Origin of the sequence: Phenylobacterium sp. (assembly GCF_044358365.1) — a bacterium.
Taxonomy (GTDB): domain Bacteria; phylum Pseudomonadota; class Alphaproteobacteria; order Caulobacterales; family Caulobacteraceae; genus Phenylobacterium.
Window position 1 is genome coordinate 1 of sequence record NZ_JBIKNZ010000044.1, and the last position, 26,841, is coordinate 26,841.

General features: G+C 65.5%; 27 protein-coding genes and 1 pseudogene. 19 read left to right on the plus strand and 9 right to left on the minus strand.

The annotated features are described in order from the left end of the window. Positions 1-642: 642 nt before the first annotated feature. From ACIQ3B_RS12275 to ACIQ3B_RS12300, 6 genes are all read left to right on the plus strand, one after another. Complete coding sequence (locus ACIQ3B_RS12275; RefSeq protein ID WP_397402950.1) at positions 643-1,074, plus strand: HI0074 family nucleotidyltransferase substrate-binding subunit; 432 nt, start codon at positions 643-645, stop codon at positions 1,072-1,074. After that, on the plus strand, positions 1,071-1,394 hold the full coding sequence (locus ACIQ3B_RS12280; RefSeq protein WP_397402952.1) for a nucleotidyltransferase family protein: 324 nt from the start codon (positions 1,071-1,073) through the stop codon (positions 1,392-1,394). The genes ACIQ3B_RS12275 and ACIQ3B_RS12280 overlap by 4 nt, the downstream gene beginning before the upstream one ends. A 337-nt stretch (positions 1,395-1,731) precedes the next feature. After that, complete coding sequence (locus ACIQ3B_RS12285; protein ID WP_397402954.1) at positions 1,732-2,592, plus strand: hypothetical protein; 861 nt, start codon at positions 1,732-1,734, stop codon at positions 2,590-2,592. A gap of 147 nt (positions 2,593-2,739) precedes the next feature. Continuing rightward, positions 2,740-3,843, plus strand: coding sequence for a lectin-like protein (locus tag ACIQ3B_RS12290; RefSeq protein WP_397402956.1), 1,104 nt, complete (start codon positions 2,740-2,742; stop codon positions 3,841-3,843). A 20-nt stretch (positions 3,844-3,863) separates the two neighbouring features. After that, positions 3,864-4,217 (plus strand): hypothetical protein, encoded by a 354-nt coding sequence (locus ACIQ3B_RS12295; protein WP_397402958.1) that lies wholly within the window; start codon positions 3,864-3,866, stop codon positions 4,215-4,217. 43 nt (positions 4,218-4,260) lie between these two features. Further along, positions 4,261-4,863 (plus strand): hypothetical protein, encoded by a 603-nt coding sequence (locus tag ACIQ3B_RS12300; protein ID WP_397402960.1) that lies wholly within the window; start codon positions 4,261-4,263, stop codon positions 4,861-4,863. A 69-nt stretch (positions 4,864-4,932) separates the two neighbouring features. On the opposite strand, the gene ACIQ3B_RS12305 is transcribed toward ACIQ3B_RS12300, so the two are convergent. Next, a complete protein-coding gene (locus tag ACIQ3B_RS12305; RefSeq protein WP_397402962.1) occupies positions 4,933-6,321 on the minus strand; it encodes a spinster family MFS transporter in 1,389 nt (462 codons plus the stop codon). 110 nt (positions 6,322-6,431) lie between these two features. Between ACIQ3B_RS12305 and ACIQ3B_RS12310 the strand changes: the two genes are divergently transcribed. The 8 genes and pseudogenes from ACIQ3B_RS12310 to ACIQ3B_RS12345 all read left to right on the plus strand — a co-directional run bounded on the left by ACIQ3B_RS12310 (position 6,432) and on the right by ACIQ3B_RS12345 (position 12,972). After that, on the plus strand, positions 6,432-7,055 hold the full coding sequence (locus tag ACIQ3B_RS12310; RefSeq protein ID WP_397402997.1) for a glutathione S-transferase family protein: 624 nt from the start codon (positions 6,432-6,434) through the stop codon (positions 7,053-7,055). Continuing rightward, positions 7,052-8,200: a Na+/H+ antiporter NhaA gene (gene nhaA, locus ACIQ3B_RS12315; RefSeq protein WP_397402963.1), complete on the plus strand. Its 1,149-nt coding sequence runs from the start codon at positions 7,052-7,054 to the stop codon at positions 8,198-8,200. The genes ACIQ3B_RS12310 and nhaA overlap by 4 nt, the downstream gene beginning before the upstream one ends. A 76-nt stretch (positions 8,201-8,276) precedes the next feature. Then, the gene (locus tag ACIQ3B_RS12320; protein WP_397402965.1) at positions 8,277-10,415 is read left to right on the plus strand and encodes a PAS domain S-box protein; all 2,139 of its coding nucleotides are present in this window, start codon (positions 8,277-8,279) and stop codon (positions 10,413-10,415) included. A 137-nt stretch (positions 10,416-10,552) separates the two neighbouring features. Beyond that, positions 10,553-11,140 carry a gamma carbonic anhydrase family protein gene (locus ACIQ3B_RS12325; RefSeq protein WP_397402967.1) on the plus strand — a complete coding sequence of 196 codons (588 nt, stop codon included), beginning with the start codon at positions 10,553-10,555 and terminating at the stop codon, positions 11,138-11,140. Positions 11,141-11,256: 116 nt separating this feature from the next. After that, positions 11,257-11,724 (plus strand): ArsI/CadI family heavy metal resistance metalloenzyme, encoded by a 468-nt coding sequence (locus tag ACIQ3B_RS12330; RefSeq protein WP_397402969.1) that lies wholly within the window; start codon positions 11,257-11,259, stop codon positions 11,722-11,724. Further along, positions 11,724-12,077, plus strand: coding sequence for an ArsR/SmtB family transcription factor (locus ACIQ3B_RS12335; RefSeq protein ID WP_397402999.1), 354 nt, complete (start codon positions 11,724-11,726; stop codon positions 12,075-12,077). Before ACIQ3B_RS12330 ends, ACIQ3B_RS12335 begins: the two co-directional genes overlap by 1 nt. Then, a pseudogene (locus ACIQ3B_RS12340) lies at positions 12,071-12,229 on the plus strand (arsenate reductase ArsC); the annotation flags it as partial. The gene ACIQ3B_RS12335 and the pseudogene ACIQ3B_RS12340, both read left to right, overlap by 7 nt. Before the next feature lie 77 nt (positions 12,230-12,306). Next, positions 12,307-12,972: an aquaporin gene (locus ACIQ3B_RS12345; RefSeq protein ID WP_397402971.1), complete on the plus strand. Its 666-nt coding sequence runs from the start codon at positions 12,307-12,309 to the stop codon at positions 12,970-12,972. A 4-nt stretch (positions 12,973-12,976) separates the two neighbouring features. Here ACIQ3B_RS12345 and ACIQ3B_RS12350 read toward each other — a convergent pair whose 3' ends face one another. The 3 genes from ACIQ3B_RS12350 to ACIQ3B_RS12360 all read right to left on the minus strand — a co-directional run bounded on the left by ACIQ3B_RS12350 (position 12,977) and on the right by ACIQ3B_RS12360 (position 16,299). Next, entirely contained in the window at positions 12,977-14,743 is a 1,767-nt protein-coding gene (locus tag ACIQ3B_RS12350; protein ID WP_397402973.1) for an amidohydrolase family protein, read from the minus strand. Positions 14,744-14,841: 98 nt separating this feature from the next. Beyond that, positions 14,842-15,321 carry a transcription elongation factor GreA gene (greA, locus tag ACIQ3B_RS12355; protein ID WP_397402974.1) on the minus strand — a complete coding sequence of 160 codons (480 nt, stop codon included), beginning with the start codon at positions 15,319-15,321 and terminating at the stop codon, positions 14,842-14,844. Between the two features lie 48 nt (positions 15,322-15,369). After that, a complete protein-coding gene (locus ACIQ3B_RS12360) occupies positions 15,370-16,299 on the minus strand; it encodes a hypothetical protein (RefSeq protein ID WP_397402976.1) in 930 nt (309 codons plus the stop codon). A 489-nt stretch (positions 16,300-16,788) separates the two neighbouring features. Between ACIQ3B_RS12360 and ACIQ3B_RS12365 the strand changes: the two genes are divergently transcribed. The 3 genes from ACIQ3B_RS12365 to ACIQ3B_RS12375 all read left to right on the plus strand — a co-directional run bounded on the left by ACIQ3B_RS12365 (position 16,789) and on the right by ACIQ3B_RS12375 (position 18,628). Continuing rightward, entirely contained in the window at positions 16,789-17,688 is a 900-nt protein-coding gene (locus ACIQ3B_RS12365; RefSeq protein ID WP_397402978.1) for an SPOR domain-containing protein, read from the plus strand. Between the two features lie 251 nt (positions 17,689-17,939). Continuing rightward, positions 17,940-18,278, plus strand: coding sequence for a hypothetical protein (locus tag ACIQ3B_RS12370; RefSeq protein WP_397402980.1), 339 nt, complete (start codon positions 17,940-17,942; stop codon positions 18,276-18,278). Beyond that, entirely contained in the window at positions 18,275-18,628 is a 354-nt protein-coding gene (locus ACIQ3B_RS12375; protein ID WP_397402982.1) for a hypothetical protein, read from the plus strand. Before ACIQ3B_RS12370 ends, ACIQ3B_RS12375 begins: the two co-directional genes overlap by 4 nt. 65 nt (positions 18,629-18,693) lie before the next feature. Here ACIQ3B_RS12375 and ACIQ3B_RS12380 read toward each other — a convergent pair whose 3' ends face one another. From ACIQ3B_RS12380 to ACIQ3B_RS12390, 3 genes are all read right to left on the minus strand, one after another. Further along, complete coding sequence (locus tag ACIQ3B_RS12380) at positions 18,694-21,306, minus strand: TonB-dependent receptor (RefSeq protein WP_397402984.1); 2,613 nt, start codon at positions 21,304-21,306, stop codon at positions 18,694-18,696. A gap of 179 nt (positions 21,307-21,485) precedes the next feature. After that, complete coding sequence (locus ACIQ3B_RS12385; RefSeq protein ID WP_397402986.1) at positions 21,486-22,499, minus strand: hypothetical protein; 1,014 nt, start codon at positions 22,497-22,499, stop codon at positions 21,486-21,488. Positions 22,500-22,504: 5 nt separating this feature from the next. Next, positions 22,505-23,755 (minus strand): serine hydrolase domain-containing protein, encoded by a 1,251-nt coding sequence (locus tag ACIQ3B_RS12390; RefSeq protein WP_397402987.1) that lies wholly within the window; start codon positions 23,753-23,755, stop codon positions 22,505-22,507. 157 nt (positions 23,756-23,912) lie between these two features. On the opposite strand from ACIQ3B_RS12390, the gene ACIQ3B_RS12395 reads away from it, so the two are divergent. Next, a complete protein-coding gene (locus ACIQ3B_RS12395) occupies positions 23,913-25,247 on the plus strand; it encodes a dicarboxylate/amino acid:cation symporter (protein ID WP_397402989.1) in 1,335 nt (444 codons plus the stop codon). 5 nt (positions 25,248-25,252) lie between these two features. Here ACIQ3B_RS12395 and ACIQ3B_RS12400 read toward each other — a convergent pair whose 3' ends face one another. Further along, entirely contained in the window at positions 25,253-25,678 is a 426-nt protein-coding gene (locus ACIQ3B_RS12400) for a response regulator (RefSeq protein ID WP_397402991.1), read from the minus strand. Between the two features lie 148 nt (positions 25,679-25,826). Between ACIQ3B_RS12400 and ACIQ3B_RS12405 the strand changes: the two genes are divergently transcribed. Further along, positions 25,827-26,210: an EthD domain-containing protein gene (locus ACIQ3B_RS12405; RefSeq protein WP_397402993.1), complete on the plus strand. Its 384-nt coding sequence runs from the start codon at positions 25,827-25,829 to the stop codon at positions 26,208-26,210. On the opposite strand, the gene ACIQ3B_RS12410 is transcribed toward ACIQ3B_RS12405, so the two are convergent. Next, positions 26,198-26,620 carry a hypothetical protein gene (locus tag ACIQ3B_RS12410; RefSeq protein WP_397402995.1) on the minus strand — a complete coding sequence of 141 codons (423 nt, stop codon included), beginning with the start codon at positions 26,618-26,620 and terminating at the stop codon, positions 26,198-26,200. The genes ACIQ3B_RS12405 and ACIQ3B_RS12410 overlap by 13 nt on opposite strands. Positions 26,621-26,841 lie beyond the last annotated feature (221 nt).

Here is a 26,841-nt window from a genome sequence, read left to right on the forward strand (position 1 = left end):
ATGCGAAAGCTCATCGAGGCCGCTAACCTCGTCCTCTCCCGCAGCCAGCCCTGGGTCAAACATGCCACCACCTGAACATGGTTGCTCCACCACGCCCTCTGCGGGGCGCGGTCCCCCTCCCGCCGCTGCGCAGGGGATTTCGGTGACAGGCGCAACAATCCCCAATCACTCGCCTGTGCATAGGCCCGATGGGTCCCCGCGTTCGCGGGGATGACCGGGGTAGGGGTGGCGGGTGTGGCGCACGGCCCCGATCCCCGATGCTCAGTCTGCCGTGGTCCCCTCAAGGACGCGCTGGCGCGCGCCGCGGGGCGGCCGCGTCGGGCGACGCGGTCCTGGACCGTCCCGGCGGGGTCGGCTTCTGGCTGCCGTGGGATTCAAGGGGCGCGGTGGGCCGGGGGGTTTGGCGGGTGGGGATGAGCCGATGTAGGGTTGGGTGCGGAGCGGGTGCGCATCCGGATGGGTTCGGCTCGCCGGACGACCGGAACGAGATCTGTCAGGACGAAGGCGAGGCCGGGCTTTGAGAGACGCATATGATTTCAGCGGCGCCGAACGTGGCCGCTTCCATCGGCCCGGGGCCGGGTTTGCGGACCTGCGGGCGAAGCGCGATGAACAGGTCCGCGAACGGCCGGGCAGGGTGATCTCATGAACCTCGATCTTTCCTCGCTGCGCAACGCCGTCGCCCAGGTGGAGGAAGCGCTGGCCTACGCCGGGTCCGATCTGGCGACGGGCGATCCCAAACTGGCCCGGCACCTGCGCGCCGCCGCCATCCAGGCGTTTGAGTTCACCTATGAGCTGAGCGTGAAGATGCTGAAGCGATATCTGGAGGCCACCGAGGCCAACCCCGCCTCGGTGGATGAGCTGACCTTCAACGACCTGATCCGGCGGGGCTATGAGGTGGGGCTGCTGCAGGCCGAGCTCGCCGACTGGAAAGAGTTCCGCAGGGACCGGGGCGCGACCAGCCATGCCCATGATGAAAAGAAGGCGATGGACGTCTACGAGACCATCCCCGCCTTCCTGACCGAGGCGCGGTTCCTGCTGGATCAGATCGCGCGACGGCAGGACGGGGCATCTTGAGCGCGCCGGTCGATATCCGGCCGCAAGACCTTCACGCCGTATGGGGGGTCTTGTCGGCGGCGCTGCCGAAGGACGCTCAGGTCTTCGTCTTCGGCTCGCGCGCGAAGGGAAACGCGAAACGCGCCTCTGACCTCGACCTTGCTGTGGACCTGGGCCGAGCACTTTCCCGAGCTGAACGGATATTGCTGGCTGAGGGTTTTGAGGCGTCTGACCTGCCCTATCGGGTGGATGTGGTTGACCTTTGGGATGTCAGCGAAAGCTTTGCGGCGATCATAGAAGGCGACAAGGTGGCCCTGGCGAAGGTGGAGGTATCCGGGTGATGGGAACTCCGGGGGGTTAGGCGGGGCGCACGCCTATTTGGGATGCCTTGCGTGGGGCCTGCCCCCTCCACCACGCCCTCTGCGGGGCGCGGTCCGCTCCGCCTGCGCTGAGCCCCCCGGGCTCACCTCCGTCTGCGACCCGCCATTTCATGGGGGAGGTAACGTTCACGTTTTGTCTTGACTTTTGCGCGCAATTTCGGTAGGATTTTCCTAGCGTCGAGAGGTGCGTCCCTTGAGGGGGCGGGGCCCGGGCGGGTGGCGCCGTGGGCCTTAGTCCCGGCGGGTGAAATCCAGATCAGGAGTGTGGTGGATGGAGGGATTCCCGAAGGGAGAGAGTGTGCCTGCGTCGGAGAGCGACCGGCGCGGGGCGGTGATGTGGTCGTCGGATGTGGCCCAGGAGGTGCTGCGGCGGGTGGCGGCGGGGGAGACGCTGGATGCGATCTGCGCGGATCCGTCGATGCCGGGGCGGCGCACGGTGAGCGGCTGGATGAAGAAGCGGGCGGTGTTCCGGGCGTCGATGGAGGCGGTGCGGCAGGCCTCCGGGCGATCGTTTGTGGGGCGGCCGTCGGGCTATTGCCAGGCGACCGCCGAGCGGATCTTCGAGCGGCTGTGCGCGGGCGAGGCGATGGTGGTGATCTGTCGCGATCCGGAGATGCCGGCGGCGTCCACGGTCTATCGGTGGCTGAAGGAGCAGCCGGTGTTTCGCCGGGCGGTGGGGCTGGCGCGCGAGATCCAGGCCGACATGCTGGGGGCCAGGGGCTGGGAGATGGCGCTGGCGGCCGAGCGGGCCGACGCGTGGCTGACGGATGTGCGGCTGAAGCACCTGCGCTGGTATGCGGGCAAGCTGAGCCCCCGGGTCTATGGCCCCTCGAAGGCGGTGGAGCCGTGGGCCGCGGCCGGGGAGGCGGGGCCGCCGCCGCCCCCGCCGCCGCCGCCCGCGCCCGAGCCGCCGTCGGTGACGCGCAAGAGCTTCTGGATCGAGACGTCGGACGACGGGAAGATCCGGGTGCGGTCCAGCTGGTACTCGCCCCAGTCGGGCCGGATCGAGCAGGAGGTGCCGGGCGAGTGGGAAATCCCGGTCGGCCAGGTGGCCTGGCATGCGGAGGCGGCGCACAGGCGCCAGCTGGAGCTGGAGGCGAAGCAGGCGCTGCGCCAGTCGCAGGGGCCGCCGGACCCGGACGCGGCGCAGTGGCTTTAGGGCCGGAGTTTTACGATGGATTCATCGCGGGGCTTCTAATCGTCACGGAAGAACCCGCCGTAACGCGCGTTGTCTGGCGCGGATTGGCGCGCCTGACCGGGCGCTGTGCAGCCGCGAGCGGGGGCACAGTCGAGGTGAGGGTTTCAGATGACGCGATTTTTCTTTGGGGGGCATACCTACGAGTTCGTCACGGCGGCTCGCACCTGGCAGGACGCGTCGGCCTATGCCCAGGCCCAGGGCGGCCACCTGGCCGTGATCACCTCGGCGGCGGAAAACAGCGCGATCATCCAGGCGGCGCTGGCCAATGCCAGCCTGATTTCGTCGGCGCCTACGGCCAATGACGGCGGGGGCGCCAAGTACCTGTGGCTGGGCGCCTCGGACATGGCCGTTGAGGGACGCTTCGCCTGGGTGACCGGCGAAACCTTCAGCCTCTACAACGCCTGGGCCTCGGGGCCGCTGGGGCGCGAGCCTGACGATTTCGGCGGCGCGCAGGACGCGCTTGCGATGGCGCTTGAAGCCTATCCCCGGCCCACGGGCGGGATCGGAAACGCCGGGCTGTGGAACGACGTCAACCAGAACAACACGCTGTCCTTCGTCATCGAGTATGCCGAACTGCGCGGCACGACGGCCGGCGAGACGATCCAGGCCGGCGCGGGGGCCGATACGGTTCGCGGCATGGCCGGAGACGACACGATTTCGGGCGGCGGCGGCGAAAACTACCTGCGCGGCGACGAGGGCAACGACAGCATTGTCGGTGACGCAGGCTTCGACGATGCGAACGGCAACATGGGCAATGACACCGTATCGACCGGCGCAGGCGAGGATTACTGCGTGGGCGGCAAGGACAACGACAGTCTGTCCGGCGGCGCGAACTACGACCTCGTCTATGGCAACCTTGGCGAAGACACCTGCAACGGCGACGACGGGGATGACATCGTGCGCGGCGGTCAGGGCAATGACCTCGTCAACGGCGGGGCCGGGAACGACTTTGTCTCGGGCGACAAGGGCGACGACACCATGACCGGGGGCGCGGGCGCAGACGTGTTCCACACCTTTGGCGACGCCGGGATCGACCGCGTGACGGATTTCCGCCTGTCGGAAGGCGACCGCGTTCAGCTTGCGCCCGGCACCGTCTACACGCTCAGCCAGTCCGGGGCGGACACGGTGATCAACATGACCGGTGGGGGCCAGATGATCCTGGTCGGGGTGCAGTCGTCCACGCTGACGGGGAACTGGATCTTCGGGGCCTAGCGCTTTGGGGCTGGATCGCGTTGAGTCTCGGGGGGGGGTGGCGGAATGGCGGCCCCTTTCCGGACGAACGCTACAAGGCGGGGGCGCGGCGTTTCCCCCTGCTGGCGCCGATCACCGCCGACGACATCGAGCGCAAGCGCTGCGACGCGGCGTGGGAGGTGCTGCGCGGGAGCGACATGCCGTTCCTGACCCTCTGGGGCGACCGCTGCCCCTTCACCTATTCGGAGCGGGGAGACATGTACCGCTCACAGATCCCCGGCGCGCGTCGGCCAGGCGTTGAACACAAGGTCTTCGCCGCAGGACACTTCAGCCAGGAAGACGCCGGGCCCGAGATGGCGGAAGATATCATCAATTTCATCCGCCGCTTTCCGTGATGGCGCGCGCTGTGCGCCCGCCGCGCGAACCGGAGACTGATGCATGAGCACGCGTGAGAGACTGCGCTGGGGATGGCTGGGGTTCGTCGGGCTCGCCTACGCGGCCTTGCTCCTCTGGTACGGCGGGTTTGGCCCGGCGATCCAGCCCGCAGAGGGCAGGGTCTTTCTGGAGCGGGTCAAGGCATCCCCCTCCGCCGCCGGGCATCCCGAGATCCTGCCGGTCCTGGAAGCGATGATCGCCCGCGACGACGGACGTGAATTCTACATGCTGAACCTTGAGCAGCTCGCGGCGGGTCCGGCGGCCCGGAAGGCGGACATGGCCTATGCGCGCGTGGTGCTGCCGGCCCTGCTGAAGCATGGCTCCATGCCGGTCTATGTCGGACGCGTCCAGGGTCAGCTGATCGGAAACAACCCCACGGCCTTCAACCGCGCCGCGCTGGTTCGCTACCGATCCCTGCGCGACTTCCTGGTGATCTTCACCGATCCGGCCATGAGCGCCGGCGTCGGCGACAAGTTTGCCTCCCTGGCCTACACCGAGGCAAGGGCAACCACGCCGGTGATCTCGCTCCTGGCGATCCAGCTGGCCGCGGCGGGGCTGTTTGGCGGCATCGGTTTCGCGGGCTGGGTGCTTCTGCGAAAGAAATGAGCCGCGCGCCGGGTCTGCCGGACCCGGACGCGGAGCCGTGGCTCTAGGAGCGCAACCTGCCGCCGCGCGTCAGCTGACGGTGTCCTCGCGGATGGTCTTGCGGGCCAGCCAGAAGCAGGCGAAGGCGACGAGGCCGCTGGCGGCCGAAACGATCAGGGCCCAGCGGACACCTTCGGCGGCGCCCATGCCCAGGCCCTTGTTGAACCAGTCGGACAGCAGGCCCACGGCCAGCGGGCCCAGGCCCAGGCCGATCAGGTTGATGATGAACAGCAGAATGGCGGCGGCGGTGGCGCGCATATGCGGCGGCACGACGGACTGACCGGTGCCGTAGACCGGGCCGTACCACAGGGTGCCCAGGAAGCCGTTGATGCCCAGGATGCAGAGCGCGATGGCCGCTGAATCGATGCTGACGGCGGTGATGTAGATCGGGATGGTGATCAGGCTGGCGATGGCCGGGGCCACCATGTAGGCGCGCAGGTCGTTGCGGCCGAAGCGGTCGGCGATCCAGCCGCCGGCGATGGAGCCGATGGCGCCGGAGAAGCCGCTGACCAGACCCAGCGCCAGGCCCAGGAAGCCCACGGACTTCAGGTCGTGGTTCAGGATCAGGCCGAAGTGCGATGCCAGGCGCTGGATTTCTTCCGGGTGGTTGCGCAGGAAGAAGGAGGCTGTGAAGGGGGCGTGGCCGTAGCCGATGAAGGCCTTCACCGCCGCAGCGAAGGCGATGTACCAGAAGGTCTTCTTGCTGGAGAGATAGGCCATGGTCTCGCCGAAGGTGGCCGTGGTGGAGGCTGCGACCTTCCTGGCATGCTCGGCCATCAGCCGGCGGGGTTCCTTCAGGGTGAAGATGGCCAGCAGGGCGAAGAGGATGCCGGGCACGCCGGCGACCAGGAAGGCTGTGCGCCAGCCATAGGCGTCGGCCACCAGCCCGCCCATCACGAGGCCCAGAAGCCCGCCGATCGGGGTGCCCATGGAGTAGAAGGCTAGCGCCGAGGCGCGCTTTTCCTTGGGCACATAGTCGGAGATCAGGGAGTGGGCCGGGGGCGTGCAGCCCGCCTCACCCACGCCCACGCCGATGCGGAAGATGATCAGCTGCCAGAAGTTGGTGGCGATGGCGCATAGGGCAGTGAAGCCGCTCCAGACCGCCACGGCCGAGCCGATGATAACGGGGCGGTTGCTGCGCTCGGCGAAGCGGGCGATCGGAATGCCCAGGACAGTGTAGAAGAGGGCGAAGGCCAGGCCGCTCATCAGGCCCAGCTGCCAGTCGGCCAGGCCGAGCTCGAGCTTGATGGGCTCGGCCAGGATGTTGATGACCTGACGATCAAGGAAGTTGATGGCGTAGATGCCGAGCAGCAGCCACATGGCGTAGCGGGTGTAGCCCTTGGAGTAGGGGACCGTCGGCGTGTCGACCGCTGCTGGCGCTGAAGCAGATCCCGCGCCCGGGTTGACGACGTCTGACATTTGTTGCGCTTCCTCTTGCGTCTGGTTTGTTGGAGGTGACTAGACCTTGCCATCCGTTGCGGGGCAAGGGGTCAAGTGTTTCAGGATCGCAGTATGGAGCGTGCAAGGTGATGGAGCTGGTGGTCGGGACCAAGGCCTGGTCGACCTGGTCGATGCGGCCCTGGCTGGTGTTGAAGCATACGGGCGCGCCGTTCACCGAGGTGCTGATCGCGCTACGGCAGGAGAACAATGTCAGCGGCGACCTGATCCGGGAGCATTCGCCGTCCGGGCTGGTGCCGGTGCTGAAGGACGGCGACCTGACGGTGTGGGATTCGCTGGCGATCTGCGAGTATGTGGCCGAACGCTATCCGGGCCTGTGGCCTGAGCGGGCCGATGCGCGGGCGCTGGCCCGGGCGGCGGCGGCGGAGATGCACTCAGGCTTTCAGGCCCTGCGCGCCGAATGCCCCATGGCGCTGGAGGCGGCGCCCAGCAAGCCTGAGCTCTCCGAGGCGACGCAGAAGAACATCGGGCGGATCGTCACGCTGTGGAGCGAGATGCTGGACCGGTTCGGCGGGCCCTATCTGGCGGGGCGCTGGTCGATCGCCGACGCCTTCTACACGCCGGTGGCCAGCCGGGTCGAGACCTATGGCGTGGATCTCACCGACTATGGAGATTCCGGTGCGGCGGCGGCCTATGGCGCGCGCCTGCTGCAGACGCCGGAGTACCTGGCCTGGAAGGCGGACGCCCTGGCATGACGCGGCCGCCCTCGGCGCTTCGACGATTCTTCCAGAACGAGGCATCCGGCGGACTGGTGCTGATGGCCGCCGCGGCGCTGGCGCTCGTGGTCGCCAACACGCCGGTTTCGGGGCTGTACTTCAGTATGCTCCATGCGCCGCTGGGCGGGATGGATGTTCTGCACTGGGTGAACGACGGGCTGATGGCCCTGTTCTTCCTGCTGGTGGGCCTGGAGATCAAGCGCGAGGTCGTCGACGGGCAACTCTCCACCTGGTCGCGACGCATACTGCCTGGCGTGGCCGCCATCGGCGGGATGGCGGTTCCGGCGCTGATCTATGTGGCGATCCAGCAGGGCGACCCGGCGACCCTGCGCGGGTGGGCGATACCGGCGGCGACGGACATTGCGTTTGCGCTGGGCATCCTGTCGCTACTGGGGCGGCGGGTTCCGGTGTCCCTGAAGATATTCCTGACGGCGCTGGCGATCCTGGATGATCTGGGCGCGGTGCTGATCATCGCGGTGTTCTATACCGCCAGTCTCGAGACCTGGGCGCTGGCCGGGGCGGCGGGGGCGTTGGCGGGTCTGATCGCCCTTAACCGCCTGAAGGTGACGGCGTTGACGCCCTACCTGATCGTCGGGCTGGCCCTGTGGTGGCTGGTGCTGCAGTCGGGCGTGCATGCGACCCTGGCCGGGGTGGCGCTGGCGCTCACCATCCCCATCCGCCCGTCCCGGGCGGCGCCGGACGATGCGACCTCACCGCTCCACCGGCTGGAACATGGCCTGAGCCCGTGGGTCGCCTTTCTGGTGCTGCCGGTCTTCGGGTTTGCCAATGCGGGTGTTTCGTTCGCGGGCATGGGCGTGGGTGATCTGCTGGCGCCGGTTCCGCTCGGCATTGCGGCGGGCCTGTTTCTCGGCAAGCAGATCGGCATTTTCGGGTTTGTCTGGCTGGCGGTCCGGCTGGGCATTGCGGAGCGACCGGCGAAGGCGTCCTGGGCGCAGATCTATGGCGTGGCCCTGCTATGCGGGATCGGGTTCACGATGAGCCTGTTCATCGGGCTTCTGGCGTTTGCCGATCCGGCCCTGCAGGACGCGACCAAGCTGGGCGTTCTGGCCGGGTCGGGCCTGTCCGCCGCGCTGGGCTACTTCGTGCTGCGGATGGCGCGGTAAGCAACCCGTAATTGATCTCGGCCATCATCGAGCGCGGTTCGGCAAAGCCTCTCGCTGGACGCAACGGAGTGAACCAGTGGAATCGAGCTCTGCCAGCGACGCTCAAACGACGTTCGACTTCATTTCCGAGCAAACCAGCGATGTCATCGTAGTCCACAATGTCCCGGATCGAGAGCGGCCGGAACCACCGGGCGGCGCGCCGCCGCGAGAGTTTGAGGCGGCGCTGACGGAAAACGAACTGCGCTACCGGCTGATTGCCGAGAACTCGACCGACATCCTTGTGGTCACTACCCTCGAGGGGCGATTCAACTACGTTAGTCCCGGGCTCCGCCGGGTCGGGCACGAGCCAGCGGACCTGATCGGCCGCTCGGCCGTCGACATAATCCATCCGGACGACATTGACCTCGTGAACCGTGTTTTCGCCCGCCAGCTGATGCAGACATCCCATACGGAGACTGTGGAACGGGTTCGCTGGCGGGCGCGCCACGGCAAGACCGGAGACTGGGTCTGGATGGAATCCAGCCCGGGCCTGATACGCGACCCCGAAACCGGCGAACCGACAGGGTTCATCGATGTCGTCAGGGACGTGTCAAATCAGGTTCGCCAGGAGGCAGAACTGGCGGAAGCGCAGGCGCAGGCCGCCCGCGCAGCGGAAGAGTTGCGCCAGAGCGAGGCGCGATACCGGATGATCGCCGAGAATACCTCGGACATCATCGTCATGTCGGACCGCCACGCCAGGATCACCTTTGTAAGTCCATCGATCAGCCAGCTTGGCATCGATCCAGCCACAATGCTGGGCGGAAGATTCGTCGGCAAGGTCCACTTTGAAGACGCGGTCCGGATGTGGTGCATCCTTCAGGCCCAGACGCCCGCCGATGCCGGTGAGAGGATTCGCTGGCGTTGCCGCCATCAGGTCACTGGCGCATGGGTCTGGATGGAGTCGATGCCCAAACGGCTCTGGGACCCTGAGACCGGCGAGCCGCTGGGGTACCTGGACGTGGTTCGAAACGTCAATCTGCAGGTGGAACAGGAGGAGGCGCTTGCGAAGGCAAAGTCCGACGCCGAGGCGGCCTCACAGGTAAAGTCACAGTTCCTGGCGAACATGAGCCACGAGATCAGAACGCCGCTGACCGCCGTGCTTGGTTACAGCGATATGCTGGCGACGATGACCGATCTGGATGCGCACGCTCAGACCTATGCGCGTCGAATCTCCGGCGCAGGTTCAGCCTTGCTGGCGATCATCAACGACATCCTGGATTTCTCCAAGCTTGAGGCCGGCATGGTCGACGTGCGGCCGGAGCCGACCGAAGTCGCCCGCATCATCGATGACACCCTGGTCCTTCTCGAAGGGCGGGCCGCAGAGAAGGGCCTGGCGCTGTCCCAGACCATCGCGCCTGACGTCCCTCAGGGCGTCCTGCTGGATGGGGATCGCTTGCGTCAGATCCTGGTCAATCTGACCGGCAACGCCGTGAAATTCACCGACAGTGGTCAGGTGTCGATCCGGGTGGACACCACGGATGGCGGGCAATCCCTGCGCATCGAGGTCGAGGACACCGGACCGGGCCTGGACGCGGCGCATTGCGCCAGACTGTTCCAGCGGTTCCACCAGATTGATGGATCGCTGACCCGCCGCCACGGCGGCACGGGCCTTGGACTGGCGATCAGCAAGGGGCTGGCCGAGGCGATGGGCGGATCGATCAGCGTGATCAGCCAACCCGGGAAAGGATCGGTATTCCAGCTGACCCTGCCGCTGCAGGCAGCGGAACTGCATGAAGCCGCGCCGGCGGAGGCCGAAGCCATTTCCTTCGTAGGCCGCCGGGTGCTGGTGGTGGACGACAACGCCACAAATCGTGAGTTGGCCCGGCGCATTCTTGAAATGTTTGAGTTCGAGATTTCCGAGGCCGATGGCGGCCACTCGGCTCTGGACCAGTTGCTTCAATTCCCGTTCGATCTGGTCCTGCTGGATCTGCGGATGCCCGACCTCGACGGCCGCGAGGTGTTGACCCGCCTGCGGGCAAACGCCGGACCGAACCGCCGCACACCGGTAATTGCCTTCACGGCCGACGCCGAAGCCGGCCATGGCGACAGCCTCGACGCCTTCGACGGGATTGTCCGAAAACCCATGGATACGATGGGACTGGTCGCGGCGATCGCGCGCGTGATCGCCGCTGACGCTGGTGAGCCTGCCGCCAGGTCGAACGGGTCCTTCGACTGAGCCCCCGCTTATGTTTAGAGCGGGTTGCGGGCAGAAAACCGGTTCCCACTTTTCCTCAATCCGCTCTGATGCACGGGCCTTGCCGGGCGCAGCCGGACCGAGGATGTTCGGCGCAACCGCTGTTCAGGGGATGCAATATGGAAACGCGATCAGCCCGGCAGGGCCTGGCCGGCGTCGAGATTGACGCGGAGGCTTTCATCCACCCGACAGCCCAGATCTACGGCCATGTTCAGGTCTCTGCCGGCGCGTCGATCTGGCCGAACGTGGTGATCCGCGCTGAATCCTATTCGGTCCGCATCGGGCGCGGGACGAACATCCAAGACTTCGTGATGATCCACTTCGGCGCCGGAAGCCCCACGATCGTCGGTGAGGATTGCTCGATCACCCATCACTGCACGCTGCACGGATGCCGGATCGGCGATCGTGTGCTGGTCGGCATCGGGTCGACGATCATGGATGGCTGCGAGATCGGCGATAACAGCATCATCGCTGGCCACGCCTTCCTGAAGGAGGGCACGATCATCCCGCCCAACTCTATCGTCATGGGCGCGCCGGGCAAGGTGGTTCGCGAACGCGACAACAGTGCGGCGAACGCCTTCAATGCGTGGATGTATCACCAGAACGCCATCGCCTATGCCAGGGGCGACTATCGGTTTTGGGACAGCGCGGCGTTCAAGGCGGCTGCAGCGATAGAACGTGCGCGGCTGGCGGCGCTCTACGGCTAGCTGAAGCCCATTGTGGCTCAGGTTTCGACAGGCCAGGCAGGCTGTCGACCGGCGCAGCTTGACGATTCGATATTTCGCGATATATAGAAATAAAGAGAACCGAAACGGAGATTTCCATGAAGCGCCTTCATCTGCATGTCAGCGTCCCTGAACTGGGCCCCTCGATCCAGTTCTACGAAACCCTGTTCGGCGCGCCGCCCAGCGTCGTCAAGGATGACTATGCCAAGTGGATGCTGGACGATCCTCTTGTGAACTTCGCGATCTCGCAGCGTGGAGCGGCGGCAGGCGTGGAGCATGTCGGCATTCAGGTGGACTCTGCCGCCGAACTGGACGTTCTGGCGACCCGGCTCAAGGCGGCAGGGGAGGTTACGTTCGACCAGGATGCCGCCACCTGCTGCTATGCGCAGTCGGACAAGAGCTGGGTCACAGATCCGGCCGGCGTTCGCTGGGAAACCTTCTACACCTTTGGCGAGGCCACGTCTTATGGCGAGGATCGCGACGTCGCCAGGGCTGCGGCGCCAGCGGCCTGTTGTGGTCCGACCCCGGTCGCCGTCGAGTCGGTCAAATCGTCAGCGTGCTGCTGATGCATCCTTCGACGGCGGTTCTGGCAATGTCGGCGCTGGCCCATGAAGGGCGGCTGGCGATTTTCCGCCTACTTGTGCAGGCCGGACCTGAAGGCATGGCGGCGGGTGACATTGCGCGAGCCACCGGCATGTTGCCGAACACGCTCTCGACCAACCTGAACATCCTGAGCGGCGCGGTCTTGATCGCGTCGCGACGCGAGGGGCGTTCGATCATCTATACGGCGGCCTACGACCAGATGCGGGATCTGCTTGCCTTCCTGATTGAGGACTGCTGTGCGGGCCGGCCCGAGGTCTGTGCGCCGCTGGCCACCGTCGCCAGGGGCGCGTGTTCTGCCGAGGTGATCTCATGCTGAGCGATCTGCCGCTCAATATCCTGTTTCCTTGCAACGGCAATTCTGCCCGCTCGATCCTGGCAGAAGCGCTGATGAACCGGATGGGGCGGGGGCGCTCCCGCGCGTATTCGGCTGGGTCTATGCCCAAGGTGCAGGTCAATCCACACGCCCTGCCGCTGGACACGCCGGATCACGTTTCGCTGCGACGCGAGTTGAGTAGTATCGGAACCAGCGCTGGCGACGAAAAAGTATGAGCGACCCGGCGCGGCGGTGCGTGGCGGAGGGCCTGGGCACGGCGCTGCTGCTGATGGTGGTGGTGGGCTCCGGCGTGATGGGGGAGTCCCTGGCCGGCGGAAATGTCGCCATCGCCCTGCTTGGCAATACGCTGGCGACCGGCGCCGCGCTCGTGGTGTTGATCACCGTCTTCGGGCCGATCTCGGGTGCGCACTTCAACCCCGTCGTTTCGATGGTTTTCGCGCTGAGGCGGGAATTTTCCGCAGGGGTGGCGGCGGCCTATGTGGCCGCGCAGACCGTTGGCGCAGTGCTTGGCGTATGGGCGGCGCACGCGATGTTCGCCGAGCCTGTCCTGCAGGTCTCGACCAAGCTTCGTGACGGGCCAGCGCAGGCGTGGTCGGAGGTCGTGGCGACATTTGGCCTCGTTGCGACCATCCTCGGCGTGGGGCGGGCGCGACCGGATTTCACGGCGGTCGCCGTCGGCCTCTACATCACCGCCGCCTACTGGTTTACGGCCTCGACGTCCTTCGCCAACCCGGCGGTGACCATCGCACGGTCACTGAGCGACACCTTCGCCGGGATCGCGCCGACGTCCGTTCCGGCGTTCATTGCCGCGCAGATAGCGGGCGCCCTGATCGGGCTCGCCGTCATGCGCTGGTTGCTGACGTCAACGAAGGCCTGATCGACTATTCCGCCGCCATCGGCAGGATCACCGCCTCGCGCCCACCCCGCACCAGACCGCCGGGCAGGGCGCCGGTATGGACGCCGTCCTCGAAGGTCACCTGACCCGACTTGATCGTGAAGCGATAACCCTCGGTGCGCTGCACAAGGCGGCGGCCGCCGGCCGGGAGGTCGTTGATCGCTTCCGGCCGGAACAGTTTCAACGTCTCGAAATCGATGATGTTCAGGTCGGCCAGCAGGCCCGGCTTCAACTGGCCGCGGTCGTTCAGGCCATAGGCCTGGGCGGTGTCGCTGGTGAGCTTGCGGACCAGGAATTCCAGCGGGAACTGCTCGCCCTTGGTGCGGTCGCGACCCCAGTAGGTGAGTATGAAGGTGGGCATGCCAGCGTCGGCGATGACCCCGCAGTGGGCGCCGCCGTCGGAGAGACCGAACAGCACATTGGGGTGCTGCATGTTCTTGCGGAAGAAGTCGAAGTTGTAGGTCACATAGCCGCCGAGCGGCTGGTAGAACAGCTCCTGACCGGCGTCGCGCAGCAGCAGGTCGTACATCATCTCCAGCGCCGAGACGCCGGCGGTCTCGGCCATGCCGGCGACGCTCTGCTCGCGGTCGGGCTCATAGTTCGGCCGCTCACCCAGCGGGAAGATCCGCCAGAGCAGGCTGCCGGACCCAAGGGATGTGGCCAGGGCCGCGTCGCTGGGCGAGGTTCCGATCGCCGCGCGGATCAGCGGGCTGTCTTCCGACAGGATCGCGGCGCGGATCTCCGGTTTGGCCATCAGGGCCAGCCGCTCGGCCAGGGCCAGGGGGGCGACCTTGTCCCGGAAGGTGGGGCTGGCCACGAAGACGTGGAAGTTCGAGGTCAGGCCATGGAGGATGCCGGTCGGCCGGCCGGCGATCTGGGGCCGGATGTCCATACCCTCGGCCCGGGATTCCTCGGCGATGTTGTACATCTTGTTGCCTTCGTAGGCCTGGGCGGAGGTGGCGACGAGCGTGACCGGAAGACCGGTTTGCTCGGCGAAACCCTTGACCCATTTCCACTCGTCGTCGTCGCCCAGGTGATCGGACACCATCTCGAAGACGCCGTGGCGCAGGCCCTTCATGGACAGGCCGAGCGCCAGCATCTCGTCCGAACCCGCGAAGGTGCCGGGCATGTAGACGCCCTTCAGATCCTTGTGCAGCAGGGTGCGGGAGGTGGAGAAGCCGAGCGCGCCTGCCTCGACCCCTTCGCGCACGATGGCCGCCATGCGGGCGATTTCGTCGGCGTTGGGCACATAGTCGGTGTTGCAGCGGTCGCCCAGCACATAGGCCCGTACGGGCGCGTGCGGTACGTGGGTGCCGATGTCGATGGCGCGCGGCTTGGCCTCAAGCGCGTCGAGATACTCCGGGAAGCTCTCCCACTGCCAGTCGATACCTTCATGCAGGGCTGCGCCGGGGATGTCCTCGACGCCTTCCATCAGTTCTATCAGGAAGTTGCGTGCGTCGGGGCGAACCGGCGCGAAACCGACGCCGCAATTGCCCATGATGGCGGTGGTTACGCCGTGCCAGCTGGAAGGCGCCAGCAACGGGTCCCAAGTGGCCTGGCCATCATAGTGGGTGTGGATATCGACCCAGCCCGGCGTGACGATCTGGCCGGTGGCGTCAATCTCGCGCCGCGCCGCGCCGTCCACCTTGCCGACCTGGACGATGCGGTCGTTCTGGATGGCGATATCGCCCACGAAAGGCGTCTCGCCCGTGCCGTCGACGATGGCGCCGTTGCGGATGATCAGGTCGTACATGGCGGTCCTCCTGGCGCTGTCGTCGCGCACTTCGGGACATGATACTGAGCCGCCGTAGGGGAAACACCAGCGATTTCAGGAGGGGCCGTACGCAGGACCTACCTGACCGCCACGACCTCGATTTCCGCGCCGTTGAGGAGGGCCACGTCGCCGACCCCCTTGCCTCTAAGCGCTGCGGAAAGGGGCGAGGCATAGGAAATGCTGCCCTTTGCAGGGTCGGCCTCATCCTCGCCGACGATACGGAAGGTCTGGCGACGCCCGTCTTCGCGCTCGACCTCGACGGTGCAGCCGAACTGAACCACGCCGGTCTGATCCTCAGGCTCCGTGAGCTGGGCGGAGGCGCGGCGGGACGACCAGTAGCGCAGGTCACGCGTGGCGCGCGCCATGGCGGTGCGGTCAGCGCTGATGCCGCCGTCGGCCTGGGCGGCGGCATAGGCCGCGCGCGCCTGGGCCAGTTCCGCCTCGATCGCGGCAAGGCCTGTCGCGGTGACCAGGTTGGGATGAGGCGAAACGGGACGATCCGGGAGGTTGGCCGCCTGGGCCTCGTAGTCTTCTTCCCGGGTGAATGCGACGGCCATGGCGGCAACTCTAAAAGGACACGGCGAAATCGGCGACAGCCGATGCGGTCAGATGGCTACGTGTTCGTCCACGGTGCCGAGGCTGGCTTCAAAATCCTGCAAAATATCAATGAGTTGAATGGCATCTGCATGTATCGGCATGCCGGCGTTGAACTGATAGCGCCAGTAGGTCGCAATGTGGCTGATCAAGCCGCAACCCTCGCCCAGGGCCAGGAACATCTCCGGTGACCTGAGCAGGAAATCTCGGAAGGCGATGGCGTTACCCTGCTCGATGAGGTTGCCGAAGGTCTCATCGTAGATGGACAGATGGCCCATCACCGTCCTCACCTGCCGCTCCATCTTTGCCCGCAAGCGGAATTTTGTCGAGTCGAGATCCTTGAGCGTGGCAGCGTCCACGGCGCCAATGACGCGCACCCTGCTGAGCTCTGCGAAAACTTCCTTGATGTCTGGCCATAGGCTGTTGAGGACCCATTTGTAGTAGAGGAAGCCCTTCCAGGCGAAGATGCCTTCCTTGTAGTTATTGGGCTCCAGGCGGAGTGTCAGTCGCAACGGCTCCAGACGCGAGTCTGTCTGGGCGGACAGCAGGGCTTCGACCAGACGTGAGGTGTTGGCTTCCGTGCCACCCCGGGTATCCCGGTAGGCGAGATCGATCAGCTTGGTGATTTCGGAAGCGACGAAGCGCTGCATGCGCGCCCGATCGGGGGCCGAGATTTCGAAGTGGGACGGGCTGATGCTAAAGCCGCGGCGCTTCAAATGTTCGCGCAGCAGGAAGGGGTCGAGCGAGGGCAGTTCGTCGATAGCTTCCAGGACGCCGACGTCGCGCGCTAAGTCGGGCGCTTCGCCGCGCAGTTCCTCAAGCGTTTCAAGCCAGCCGCGCTCGGCCACAAATATCGAGCGTCCGCCCAGACCGAGATCTGATCTGGTGAAGGGTATGATCAACTTGGTGGCGCTGAAGCGGTGGCGGTCGAAGGACTCCATCTCCTGGGCGCGCAGTCGATGGCGAACAATCACTGCGCCGTTCAGACTGCTGGCTGTGAAGAAGGGGTACCTTAGATGATCTGGGTTGTCGGCGTTTCGAGCGGCAAGTGCAGCCAGATTCAGGACGCGGCTGGTCGACGCAGTCTTCTCGAGGCCACGCAGGCTTCGATATGTGCGGTCGACAGCCTTGGCCAAAGCAGTGTGCTCCTATTTTGCTCAGTACGGCATCCTGACGATGTCTGACGCTGCCGATGTCGGTGGGCTGTTGCGACGGTTTCTTACCCCTTAAGAGAAAGTCCGTAACCGATTTACACTATAAGAGTGTGAACAGCGGGCCGATATTTCGGCCCTCCTGTTGTCGGGGGTGGGCGTCGACGTGGACCCCTGGCGGCTGATCCGTCCACAGCCAGTAAGGGGCGGATGCTTGCATCATGAGGGGATCGCGAACAATTTGCGCCGGTGAGCGATGCGGGAACCAAGATTCGGGGCGTGGTCGGGATCGCGCTGGTGGCGACAACGGCGTCATTTTGCGCGCCAGGTTGGGTTCTGGCCCAGACGGCGACTTTTCCGACCGCCCTCGAGCGCGAGGCTTTGCTGGTCTGGCTCCAGCGGGAAACGGATATCCTGCCTTCCCAGGTAGTGGCGGTCACGCCCCAGGCGGTAACCTCAATCGTCTCGACCTTTCCAGCAGGCGTCGGACGAGGTCCGCGCATCGTGATTCGCGCCGAGGCGCTGAGCCCCGAGGTATTTGCCCGGACCGGCGCCATGTCCTGGCACGTCTCGTTGAACGCCGATTGTCAGAACCGGCGCGTCAAACTTGGCGAGACGACGGGATACTCCGAACGAAATCTGCTGGGCGTCCGCAAGATGCTGCGCGAGGTCGAGACCGTGTGGCGGGCGCCAGAGCCCGGTACGGCGCTCGAACACGCCTGGCGCGCGGCTTGTGATCCAGGGTTCACCGGCCCGTTCCGATCCTCAAGCGTGAAGTTGGCCCAGGTCGACGCCGCGCCAACCGAAGGCGTCCCCGGGCCACCGCCTCCGGCTGAGAGTCCTCAGCCAGCCGAGAGCCCGACACCGGTCGTCGTCGCCAGGGCTGCACCCCCGGTCACGGTGATGCCGCGCGTGCTGCCCGCATCTCCCCGCGCCGGGGGGCCGTCGGTTCAGCTGGGCGCGATGACGACCGATCAGGCGGCGCGCAATCTGCTGAATGGCCTGTCGGGACGAATGCAGGGCCGCCGGACCTGGGTAGAAAAGGCTGACGTGGGCGGGCGCACCTGGCATCGGGCGCTTGCCGGCGGGTTTGCCGATTTCGCGGAAGCGTCGCGTTTCTGCGGCAATCTGAATGCCGCCGGCGTATCCTGCTTCGTCCGGAAGTCGCGGGCCGGCTAAAGCCTGTCCGTTTCAGATGGAATCGTCTGAAACGGGTAAACAGGCTCGTTTTCATACATTTAGAGCGCGACGGGCGCTTGAACCGGCATCCACTCCAAGCTGTCGCGCTCTGGCGGCTACAGCCTCGACTGGACGCTCTGGCCGATCAATGCGACCCTGCATACGTCTATTGTGACGGCGCGAGTGCGGCAGTTCAGTCGCCGAGGATGAACCCAGTTCGGTCCATGCTGGCAGGATTGAGACGGATCTTGATGAGCCCACTGGTCGGGCTGGTTGCGACGGCGGTGGCGTTTACGCTGGCCGTGGCGCTGGGGCTGGCGACGGCCAGCTGGCAGGCCGAACGCTCGGCCTACGAAGCCAGAATTGTTTCCCTGAGTCGCGCAGCAGCCGAGTCAGACGCCGGATTGAGGGCCGAGCTGGTGAGTTGCCGCGCTGAAGGGGCGCTGCCGCGGCCGCAGGTCGTTGTGGCCGCCCGAGCCGAGACGTCGGCGGAGGCGCGGCGTCTGCTGGAGCGGCAGCCTGAGGGCATCGACGCCTGTGCGCGCATGGAGAGCGCCGACCGGGCGGTGCTGTCGAACCTCAAGAAATGATCCGTCGCGCGGGAGCCCTTGGTGTTCTGGCCGCGATCTCCGCGCTGGGCCTTGCCGGCTGTCAGAGCCTGTTTCGACCCAAGCCGCCGCCTGTTGTCGCGCCGCCTGTCGCTGCCGCACCGGCTCCCCCGGCGCCCAGGGCGGTCGCGCAGCGACGGGTTCGGCCCGCGCCGCCGCCGCGTAGCTGTGTGCCCAAGACCCTGCCTGCTGCTCCAGGCTATCCGGACACAGAGGCCGCACTGCGCGCCGCTGCTGGCGCGGCGGATCGCTATCAGCTGCTGGCCGCCGGGCGCATCCTGCGCCAGCAACGGCTGGAGGATCTTGAACGGGTGATCGCTGGCTGCCGGTGATGGCGACCAACGCAAAACACCCCGGCGGATGGCCAGGGCGTTCGCCGTTCAGATAGCTTATTCGATCAGAACCGATACTGCAGTTCCAGGCTGTAGTTGCGCGGCGGCACGTAGGAGACCGTCTGGTTGATGAAGCCCCAATTGGGCTGAACGGCCGTCAGGCTGTTGATACGCGCGCCACTGATGCCGGCCGAGCCGCGCTGATCGAAGATGTTCTTGATCGAGGCGATCAGTGTGTACTTGCGGTCCTTGTCGTTGAACAGCAGGCGGGCATCTGTCTGGCCAAACGCCTTGGCCTGGCTGTAGTAGCGGTTGAAGACCGAGTAGTAGGTCTTGTCACGCCAGACGTAGGTCAGCGAGGCTGACAGGTTACCGGGCTCAAGGTTCCAAGTGTAGTTGGCATTGACGGTCACCCGGTGCGGCGTGGAGGACGGCAGGCCCTGGCCCTTCAGGTCCTGGTTCAGCGACTGGGTGTTGATGGCGCCGGTGGCGGTGGTCGGCGAAAGCGCCGCCGCCGTGTTGCCCGAGAGCTGGGCGCCACGCTGCAAGCCACGCGGGTCATCAGGGTCCTGGAAGCAGCATCCGTTGCGGACCTCCGCCTTGAGGTAGGAGTAGTTGGCCAGGATCTGCAGGTTCTCGATCGGCTGCCAGACAGTCTCCACTTCCAGACCGTAGTTCACCGCCTTGGGTAGATTCACGAACTGCGTCTGGTTCGCGGACAGTACGGTATTGAAGAACGAGATTGGAACCTGGATGTTATGATAGTCGTAGAAAAAGAGTGACGTATTGATCTGGAGATTTCCATTGATCGTCTTCTTGAGGCCGATCTCATAGGCGTCGATCTCTTCCTTGTCCGTGGTGACAAAGGTGTTGAGGGTGGTGGTGCCGGAGTTGAATCCGCCCGCCTTGTAGCCGCGTGAGTACTTGGCGTAGGCCAGGGTGTCGGGGTCGGGTTGCCAGTCGATACCGAAGGTGCCGGTGATCGCATTCCAGTTCTGATCCAGCTGGCGGTGGCGAATGCCCGTGGTGGGATCGGTGTATATCCCGGTCACCCCACCCACGACCGAGCGGTCGAGAGTGGGCACGCCGGCCAGCACCGAGAAGCCCGGTGCGGCCGCGTCGGTGATATCCACCGGGCGGCCGGTCAAGGTGCTGATCGGGCAACTGGCGGTGTAGAGGCACATCAATCGCGCACCCTCGAACGAGCGCTTGCGGTCGTAGGTGTAGCGAAGGCCGGCCGTGACCTTGAAAGTCTCGGTGGCCTGCCAGTCAACCTGGCCAAAGGTGGCGTAGGATTCGTTGGTGTTTTCCGAGGTGCCATAGGCGTAGCGGCGCAGCGGATTGCCCGCCACCGCAACGCCGGTCTGGGTCGTGGGCCGTTCGAAACGGGCGTCATCGGGGAAACGCGCATCCGAGAGGGTGTAGTTGGAGCCTTCCCGGAACTGATAGATCCCGAGCAGCCACTGCAGGGGCCCATCAGTGGTCGAGGTGATGTTGATTTCGTTCGAGAACCACCACACCTCTTCCTCGTACTGATTGTGCTGGCGGGGGAAGTAGAGGGCGTTGGTGATCTGGCCGGGGAGGACAGCGGTCGTCACCGGGTTCCGCGCCGGGATCGGCAGCAGGAACGGCGCCTGACGCGAGGTGCCGTCGAGGTCGGTTTGCAGGCGGTAATCGTAGTAGTTGTATCCGCCCGTGTACTTCACATCGAAGGTGTCGGCGTGGAAGGTGACGTTCGCGGCGTAGGTGTTGCTCTCGAGGTTGATGTAGTTGCCGTCATCGGTGTCGAAGCAGAGCTGGCAGGTGTTGCCCGGCAGCGCCAGGGGGCCACCGAAACCAGCCGCATTGGGTGTCAGGCTGGCCTGAAGCGGGTTGAGGTTGTCGCGGATGCCGTAGGTGGCGGTGGTGCGCCCGCCGGGACCGCGGCCAAGGGTGTGCCACTCGGTGGTCGAGGCCTTCACCCACCATTCGAGGCGGTCTGTGATGGTTCCATCCAGCTGGCCTTCGACGGTCCAGTAGGTGCCGCGGTTGCCCTCGTCCTCGCCGTTGGGGTTGAGGTTCGTGTAGGTGCCCTTGCCGATGTCGCTCCAGGACGCCGCCAGACGGCCACGTATCCCGAACAACAGTGGCCCCGAGGTCGCGCCCTCGATGACCTTCAGGTCGTCGCTTCCGTAGCTTCCGCGCAGCTCGCCATAGAACTCGTCAGTCGGACGCTTGGAGATGATGTTCAGCGCGCCGCCGATGGCGTTCTTGCCGTAGAGGGTGCCCTGGGGACCCCGCAGCGCCTCGGTGCGCTCAATGAACAGGGTCGATTGGGCGAAGGCCGTTACCGACGAGGTGTAGGCGCCGTCGTTGTAAAGGGCCACGCCACCTTCAACAGAGCGGTTGTTGGAGAAACGACCGATGCCGCGCAGCGCGATCCGGTCATTGTTGGTGGAATAGGACAGGCCCGGCGTAAAGTTGGTCAGGTCCTGAACCGAGTTGATCCCGACCAGCTCGCGACGCTCATCGGTGAAGGCCGAAACGGCGACCGGAACGTCCTGCAGCGATTGCTCGCGCTTCTCGGCGGTGACCACCAACTCTTCGATTTCATTGGTATTCTGGGCGAATGCCGCCCCGCTGGCCGCTGTGCTCATCGCGAACACACAGGACAGCAATATGCTCTTTCTGGATTTCATCTGGACGTTGCCCCCTAGCGTATTCTGACACGGCGCGTTTGCCGCGCTTGGTTTCGAATGTCCGGCATGGCGGAGGTCAGGTCAACAGACTAAGGCGAAAATCTGTTGAAGTCTGGCCACGGCCGTCGAATTGTGGACGCGAATTCGCCGCATTCTCGCCGTCGCGGTCAGGCGGACGCCTACTCGGAGATTTCCACCGCCTCGGCCTTGCGGCCTTCCTTTTCCGCCAGACGCGCGCCACCGAGGATGCCGGGCAGGGCGTAGTTGCCCTCGTGGCAGGCGTATTCGTACATCGGTCCCCGGGTGGCGTTCAGCGCCATCTGGGCGCGCCAGACCTGGGTGTAGACCTTGGGGTCCTGCACGCTGAATTCATAGAGGATCTGACTGGCCGACGTGCGGGTGAAGCGTTCGGTGACCCTGGCGTCGGGCGAGAGGAACAGGCTGGCGCCGAAGTAGGGACGAAGGCTTTCCTGCGGGTTGAAGTTCGTGGTCTCGACCACGAGCGTGTCGCCCTCCCACCAGCCGATCGAGTCGCCCATCCACTGTTGCAGGCTGACGCGGGGTTTGGTCCGGTCGACGATGGGGATCAGGCGGGCGTCGTGGTTCATCTCCACCACGATCACGACATGGTCGCGCGACTGCTGGATCTGATAGTTGTTGTTGTAGAGCACATTCATCATCGGCGGTCCTGCGGTGGAGCCGAAGCCAAGGACGCAGCGTTCGCCCAGGGGCCGACCCTCGGGGCCGTCGAAGTTGGTCCGGGCGCTGGCCAGGGTGTCGGCGAAAAGTTTCCGGCCCGCGGGGCTGTAGGGCAGTTTGCCGTCGGCCGGGTCGATCAGCCAGGACGTGCGCACTTCGCCATTGATGCGCCCGTAGCTGACGCCGGGGTCGATCCAGACGGTGTTGTAGCCGCCGGGATCGTCGGCCTTGGGCGGTGCGGGGGCGTTGGGGTCGGTGGGCCGGTTGGAGGCCGCCATGCCTCTCGCGCGGGCCGCTTCAGCCGCCCTGGCCTGGTCCTCGGTGATGGTGAGCGTCTTGAAACTGGCCGGGCGCTCCAGGCTGATGAGGGAGGCGTTGGTCCAGGTCCCTTCGAGATCCGGCTGGCCGAAGCCATTGCGCGGGGTCTTCCAGGTCTGGGCGTGGGCGCTCGTCGCCAGGGCGGCGATCAGCAGGGGCAGGATCAGTCGGCGCATGGGGCTCAGGCCTTCTTGTCGGTCAGGGCGGCGTAGACGGCCCTGGGGCTGATGTCGCGGACGGCGGGCGTGCCGCCGCCGGGGATCGAGCCGTTGAGGTTCTGGATCATGCCGACGAAGACGATGTCGTGGGTGGGGTCGATCCAGAACCACGTGCCGAAGGCTCCGCCCCACCAGTAGCTGTCGATGCCCTGGGGAATGCCGCTGATCGCCGGGTTCTCGTGCACGGCGAAGTCCATCCCGAAGCCGATGCCTTTCTGGACGGGTCCATAGAGATCAACCCCGACGCCGGGGCGCAGGACCGACTTGCGCATCAGCTTGACGGTCTCGGGCTTCAGAATTCGCGCGCCTTCAAGTTCACCGCCATTCAGCAGCGCCTGGCAGAACCGGAAATAGTCGGCGGCGGTGGACGAGAGGCCTCCCGAGCCGGAGAGGAAGCGCGGCCTGGTGGTCTGAACTCGTGGCTCACCGGCCGGGACCAGCGTTCCTGCGGCGTAGGTGTGGATCCGCACGACGCGCGAGACCTTGGCCGGATCGACCCAGAAGCCGGTATCCGGCATCTTCAACGGCGTGAAGATGTGATCCTGGAAATAGCGATCCAGCGGCTTTCCGGACAGTTTTTCAACAACGTAGCCCTGGATATTCACGCAGGGACCATAGGCCCAGTCCGTGCCCGGCTGGCTGAATAGCGGCAGCTTCGACAGCTTGTCGATCATGCCCTGCAGGTCTGTGGCGGAAAGCGCGTCGGCCTCATAGCGGGCGCTGGTTCCGAAGCCTGCGGTGTGGCTCATCATCTGAGCCATGGTCATCGGACTGGCCTGATCGACGAGCACGCCGTCTGCGGTTCTGACCTTGAGACCTGCGAACTCGGGGATGTGACTTGCGACGGGATCGTCCAGCTTCCACTTGCCCTGTTCCCACAGCTGCATCATCGCCACGCCGCAGATCGGCTTGGTCATCGAGGCGATGCGGAAGATGCTGTCGATCGCCATGGGGGCCGGCGCGGAGATGTCCTGGCGACCGTAGGCGTCGAGGTTCACGACCTTGCCCTTGCGCGCCAGCAGCGTCACCGCCCCGGCCAGTTTCTGTTGGTCGACGAGGGCGTGCATCTCGGCGTTGAGCGCGGCCACGCCGGCGACGCTGAACCCGGCCGAGGCGGGCGGCTGAACCGAAATCCTGGCCCAGGCGGGTAGGGCGGCGAACGCCGCAGCCCCGGCGCCGGCGAACATCAGATTGCGGCGGTCCATTGTGGTCATCAGCGTTTCTCCCCGGCATCCGGTCCGTATGCGGACTCTGTTCAGGGAAAACTTCCCCCGAGCATCAAGTCTGGACCCTGCGTTTTGCGGATATGTTTCTGGCGCGGGCGGGGGCTGATTCAGGCTAGGCTTTTGCGGCAAACCAAAGGGGAATCACGTGGCACCAACAGTGGCGGCGACCAACCCGGCGCCGGCGGGGAAACAGCCGCTCTGGACGCAGCTCTACGTTCAGGTGCTGGTGGCTATCACGGCGGGCGCTCTGATCGGCTACTTCTGGCCGCAGACCGGCGAGGCGCTGAAGCCGCTGGGTGACGCCTTCATCAAGCTGGTGAAGATGATCATCGCCCCGGTCATCTTCCTGACCGTGGTCACCGGCATCGCGGGCATGCGCGACCTGGGCAAGGTGGGCGGGGTGGCGCTGAAGGCCTTCGCCTATTTCTTCGTGGTCTCCAGTTTCGCCCTGGTCGTGGGCCTGACCGTGGCCAATGTGATCCAGCCCGGCGCCGGCATGAATATCGACCCGGCCAGCCTCGATGCGGAGGCGGTCAAGGGATATGCCGCAAAATCTCATGACATGTCGGTGGTGGGATTCCTGATGGACGTGATCCCGACCTCGGTGGTGGGGGCGTTTGTCGACGGCAACATCCTGCAGGTGCTGTTCTTTGCGATCCCGTTTGGCATCGCCATGACCATGATGGGCGACAGGGCCGCGCCCGTATTGAACGTGCTGAACGCCACGGCTGAGGCGTTCTTCAAGCTTGTGGCGATCTTCATGCGGGCGGCCCCCATCGGCGCCTTCGGGGCGTTCGCGTTCACGGTGGGCAAGTACGGGATCGCCTCGATCGTGAGCCTGGCCGCACTGGTGGGGACCTTCTACGCCACCTCGATCCTGTTCGTGCTGGTGGTGCTGGGCGCCATTGCGGCCCTGAACGGCTTTTCGATCCTGAAACTGCTGCGGTACCTCAAGGAAGAGCTGCTTCTGGTGCTGGGCACCAGTTCATCGGAATCGGCGCTTCCGTCCTTGCTGGAAAAACTGGAGCGGGCCGGGGCCGAGAAATCAGTGGTCGGGCTGGTGGTGCCCACCGGCTACAGTTTCAATCTCGACGGCACCAATATCTACATGACGCTGGCGGCGATGTTCATCGCCCAGGCGCTGGGCATTGATCTTTCGCTGGAACAGCAACTGCTGCTGCTGGCGGTGGCGATGCTGAGCTCCAAGGGCGCGGCGGGCGTCACGGGCGCCGGGTTCATCACCCTGGCGGCGACACTGCAGGTGGTGCCCACGGTGCCATTGGCCGGCATGGCGCTGATTCTGGGGGTCGACCGGTTCATGAGCGAGTGCCGGGCGGTGACCAACTTCATCGGCAACGCCGTGGCGACGCTAGTGGTGGCCCGTTGGGAGGGGCAGCTGGATCGCGAGAAACTGGCGGCGGCGCTTGATGGCCATTCCGGGCCACTGGCGGCGCAGCCTGTGGAGACGGATTCCGACTGAGGCCTTTAGCCCGCCCAGCGCAACGTCTGCGGCTGGGCCTTGATGCTGCGTTTGATGGCCGACATCAGATCGGCGACCAGGATCGGCTTGGAGACAAAGTCGTTGAAGCCAAGGGCCAGGTACTCGGCCGGGCGGCGCGAATAGACGTCGGCTGTGAGGGCGATGGTGGGGATGTCGCACTGGCGGCCGCCCGATGTCCGCAGGAACCGCACGACCTCGACGCCCGACATGACCGGCATGTGGATGTCGATCAGCATGATGTCGAAGGCTTCGATCGACAGGCGTTCCAGAGCTTCCTCGCCCGAGTTCGCCATCGCACCCAGATGGCCGAAAGCGCCCAGGATCTCCTGCACCACGCGCAGATTCATGGGGTCGTCATCGACGTACAGAACCTTGAGTGGCCTGCCATCAGCGTCCGGACGTTCTGTCACGGTCTGGCCCCGTTGCGGTGCGCGGGGAAAGCGCCCGACTGGCCGTGCCAATGCAGGATGGCAACTTAACGGTTGGCTGACAGGCATGCTCAATGCTGATTAACCAGGTGTCGCCCCATCGCGCCCAGAGAACGAGGACCGCCAGCCCATGATCAAGCTGACTTTCTGTCTGGTGCGATTGCCGCACCTGAGCCGCGAGGCGTTTCAGGCCTACTGGTTCGACACCCACGGCCCGCTGGTGGCCAGCGTCGCCGATGAGCTGAAAATCCGGCGCTATGTGCAGCTTCACAGCCTGCCGCCCGAGGCCAGCGCGGGCCTGCGCGCCAGTCGCTCGGCGCCGGATGAGTATGACGGGGTGGCCGAGCTCTGGTTCGATAGCCTGGACGTCCTGGCCGGAAACGGCCGCCGCCCGGAAGCCCAGTCGGCGGCCGCGTTGCTGCTCGAGGACGAGCGGCGGTTCATCGACCTGCCGAAGTCGCCGTTGTGGTGGGGGCGGGAACGTGTCGTGGTCGGCACGGATCAGCAGGCATAGCGGCGTTCGATTGTAATCCGGCGACCATAGGGGTCGTAGGCGCGCTCCCGGGCGATGCAGACGGCCGGGGCGCGGCGGTAGCTGTCGTCGTAGCTGTAGCCACGGCCATGGTAGTCGCCGCCATAGCTGTCGTCGCGCGGGTCGTAGTCGTAGCCGTTGCTGTAGGGGTAGCTGCGGGTGGAATAGCCGCCGCTGTAGGTGGAGCGTCCATTGCTCTTGCTGGAGAGCGCGGCGCCCAACGCCAGGCCCGCAATTCCGGCGGCGACCGCGATGGCGGCCTTGTCGGAGTCCTTGCGGTGATGACGATAGCCGTAATCCCGGTAGCGGTCAGCCGATGCCGGGGTCGCTGCGGCGAGCATTGGTCCGGCCAGCATTGCGGCGGCGAGGGCAGCGGTCAGTGTCTTGCGCATGGGGCCTCCTGGGTCCGATGCTCCAGTTAACGATTCCCTGCGTGAACCCTGGCTGAACGGGTGTGTCAGGCAAACCCGGACGGGAGTTTTGCGTCGGGGGTCCGTCCTCAATACCGCTCATTCCGGCGAATGCCGGGAGGTGGATTCTCGTTTGAAGTGCAACAGGTGCTCGGAGAAGACCTCAACTGGGGTGCGGAAGTCCAGGCATTGTCGCGGGGTGT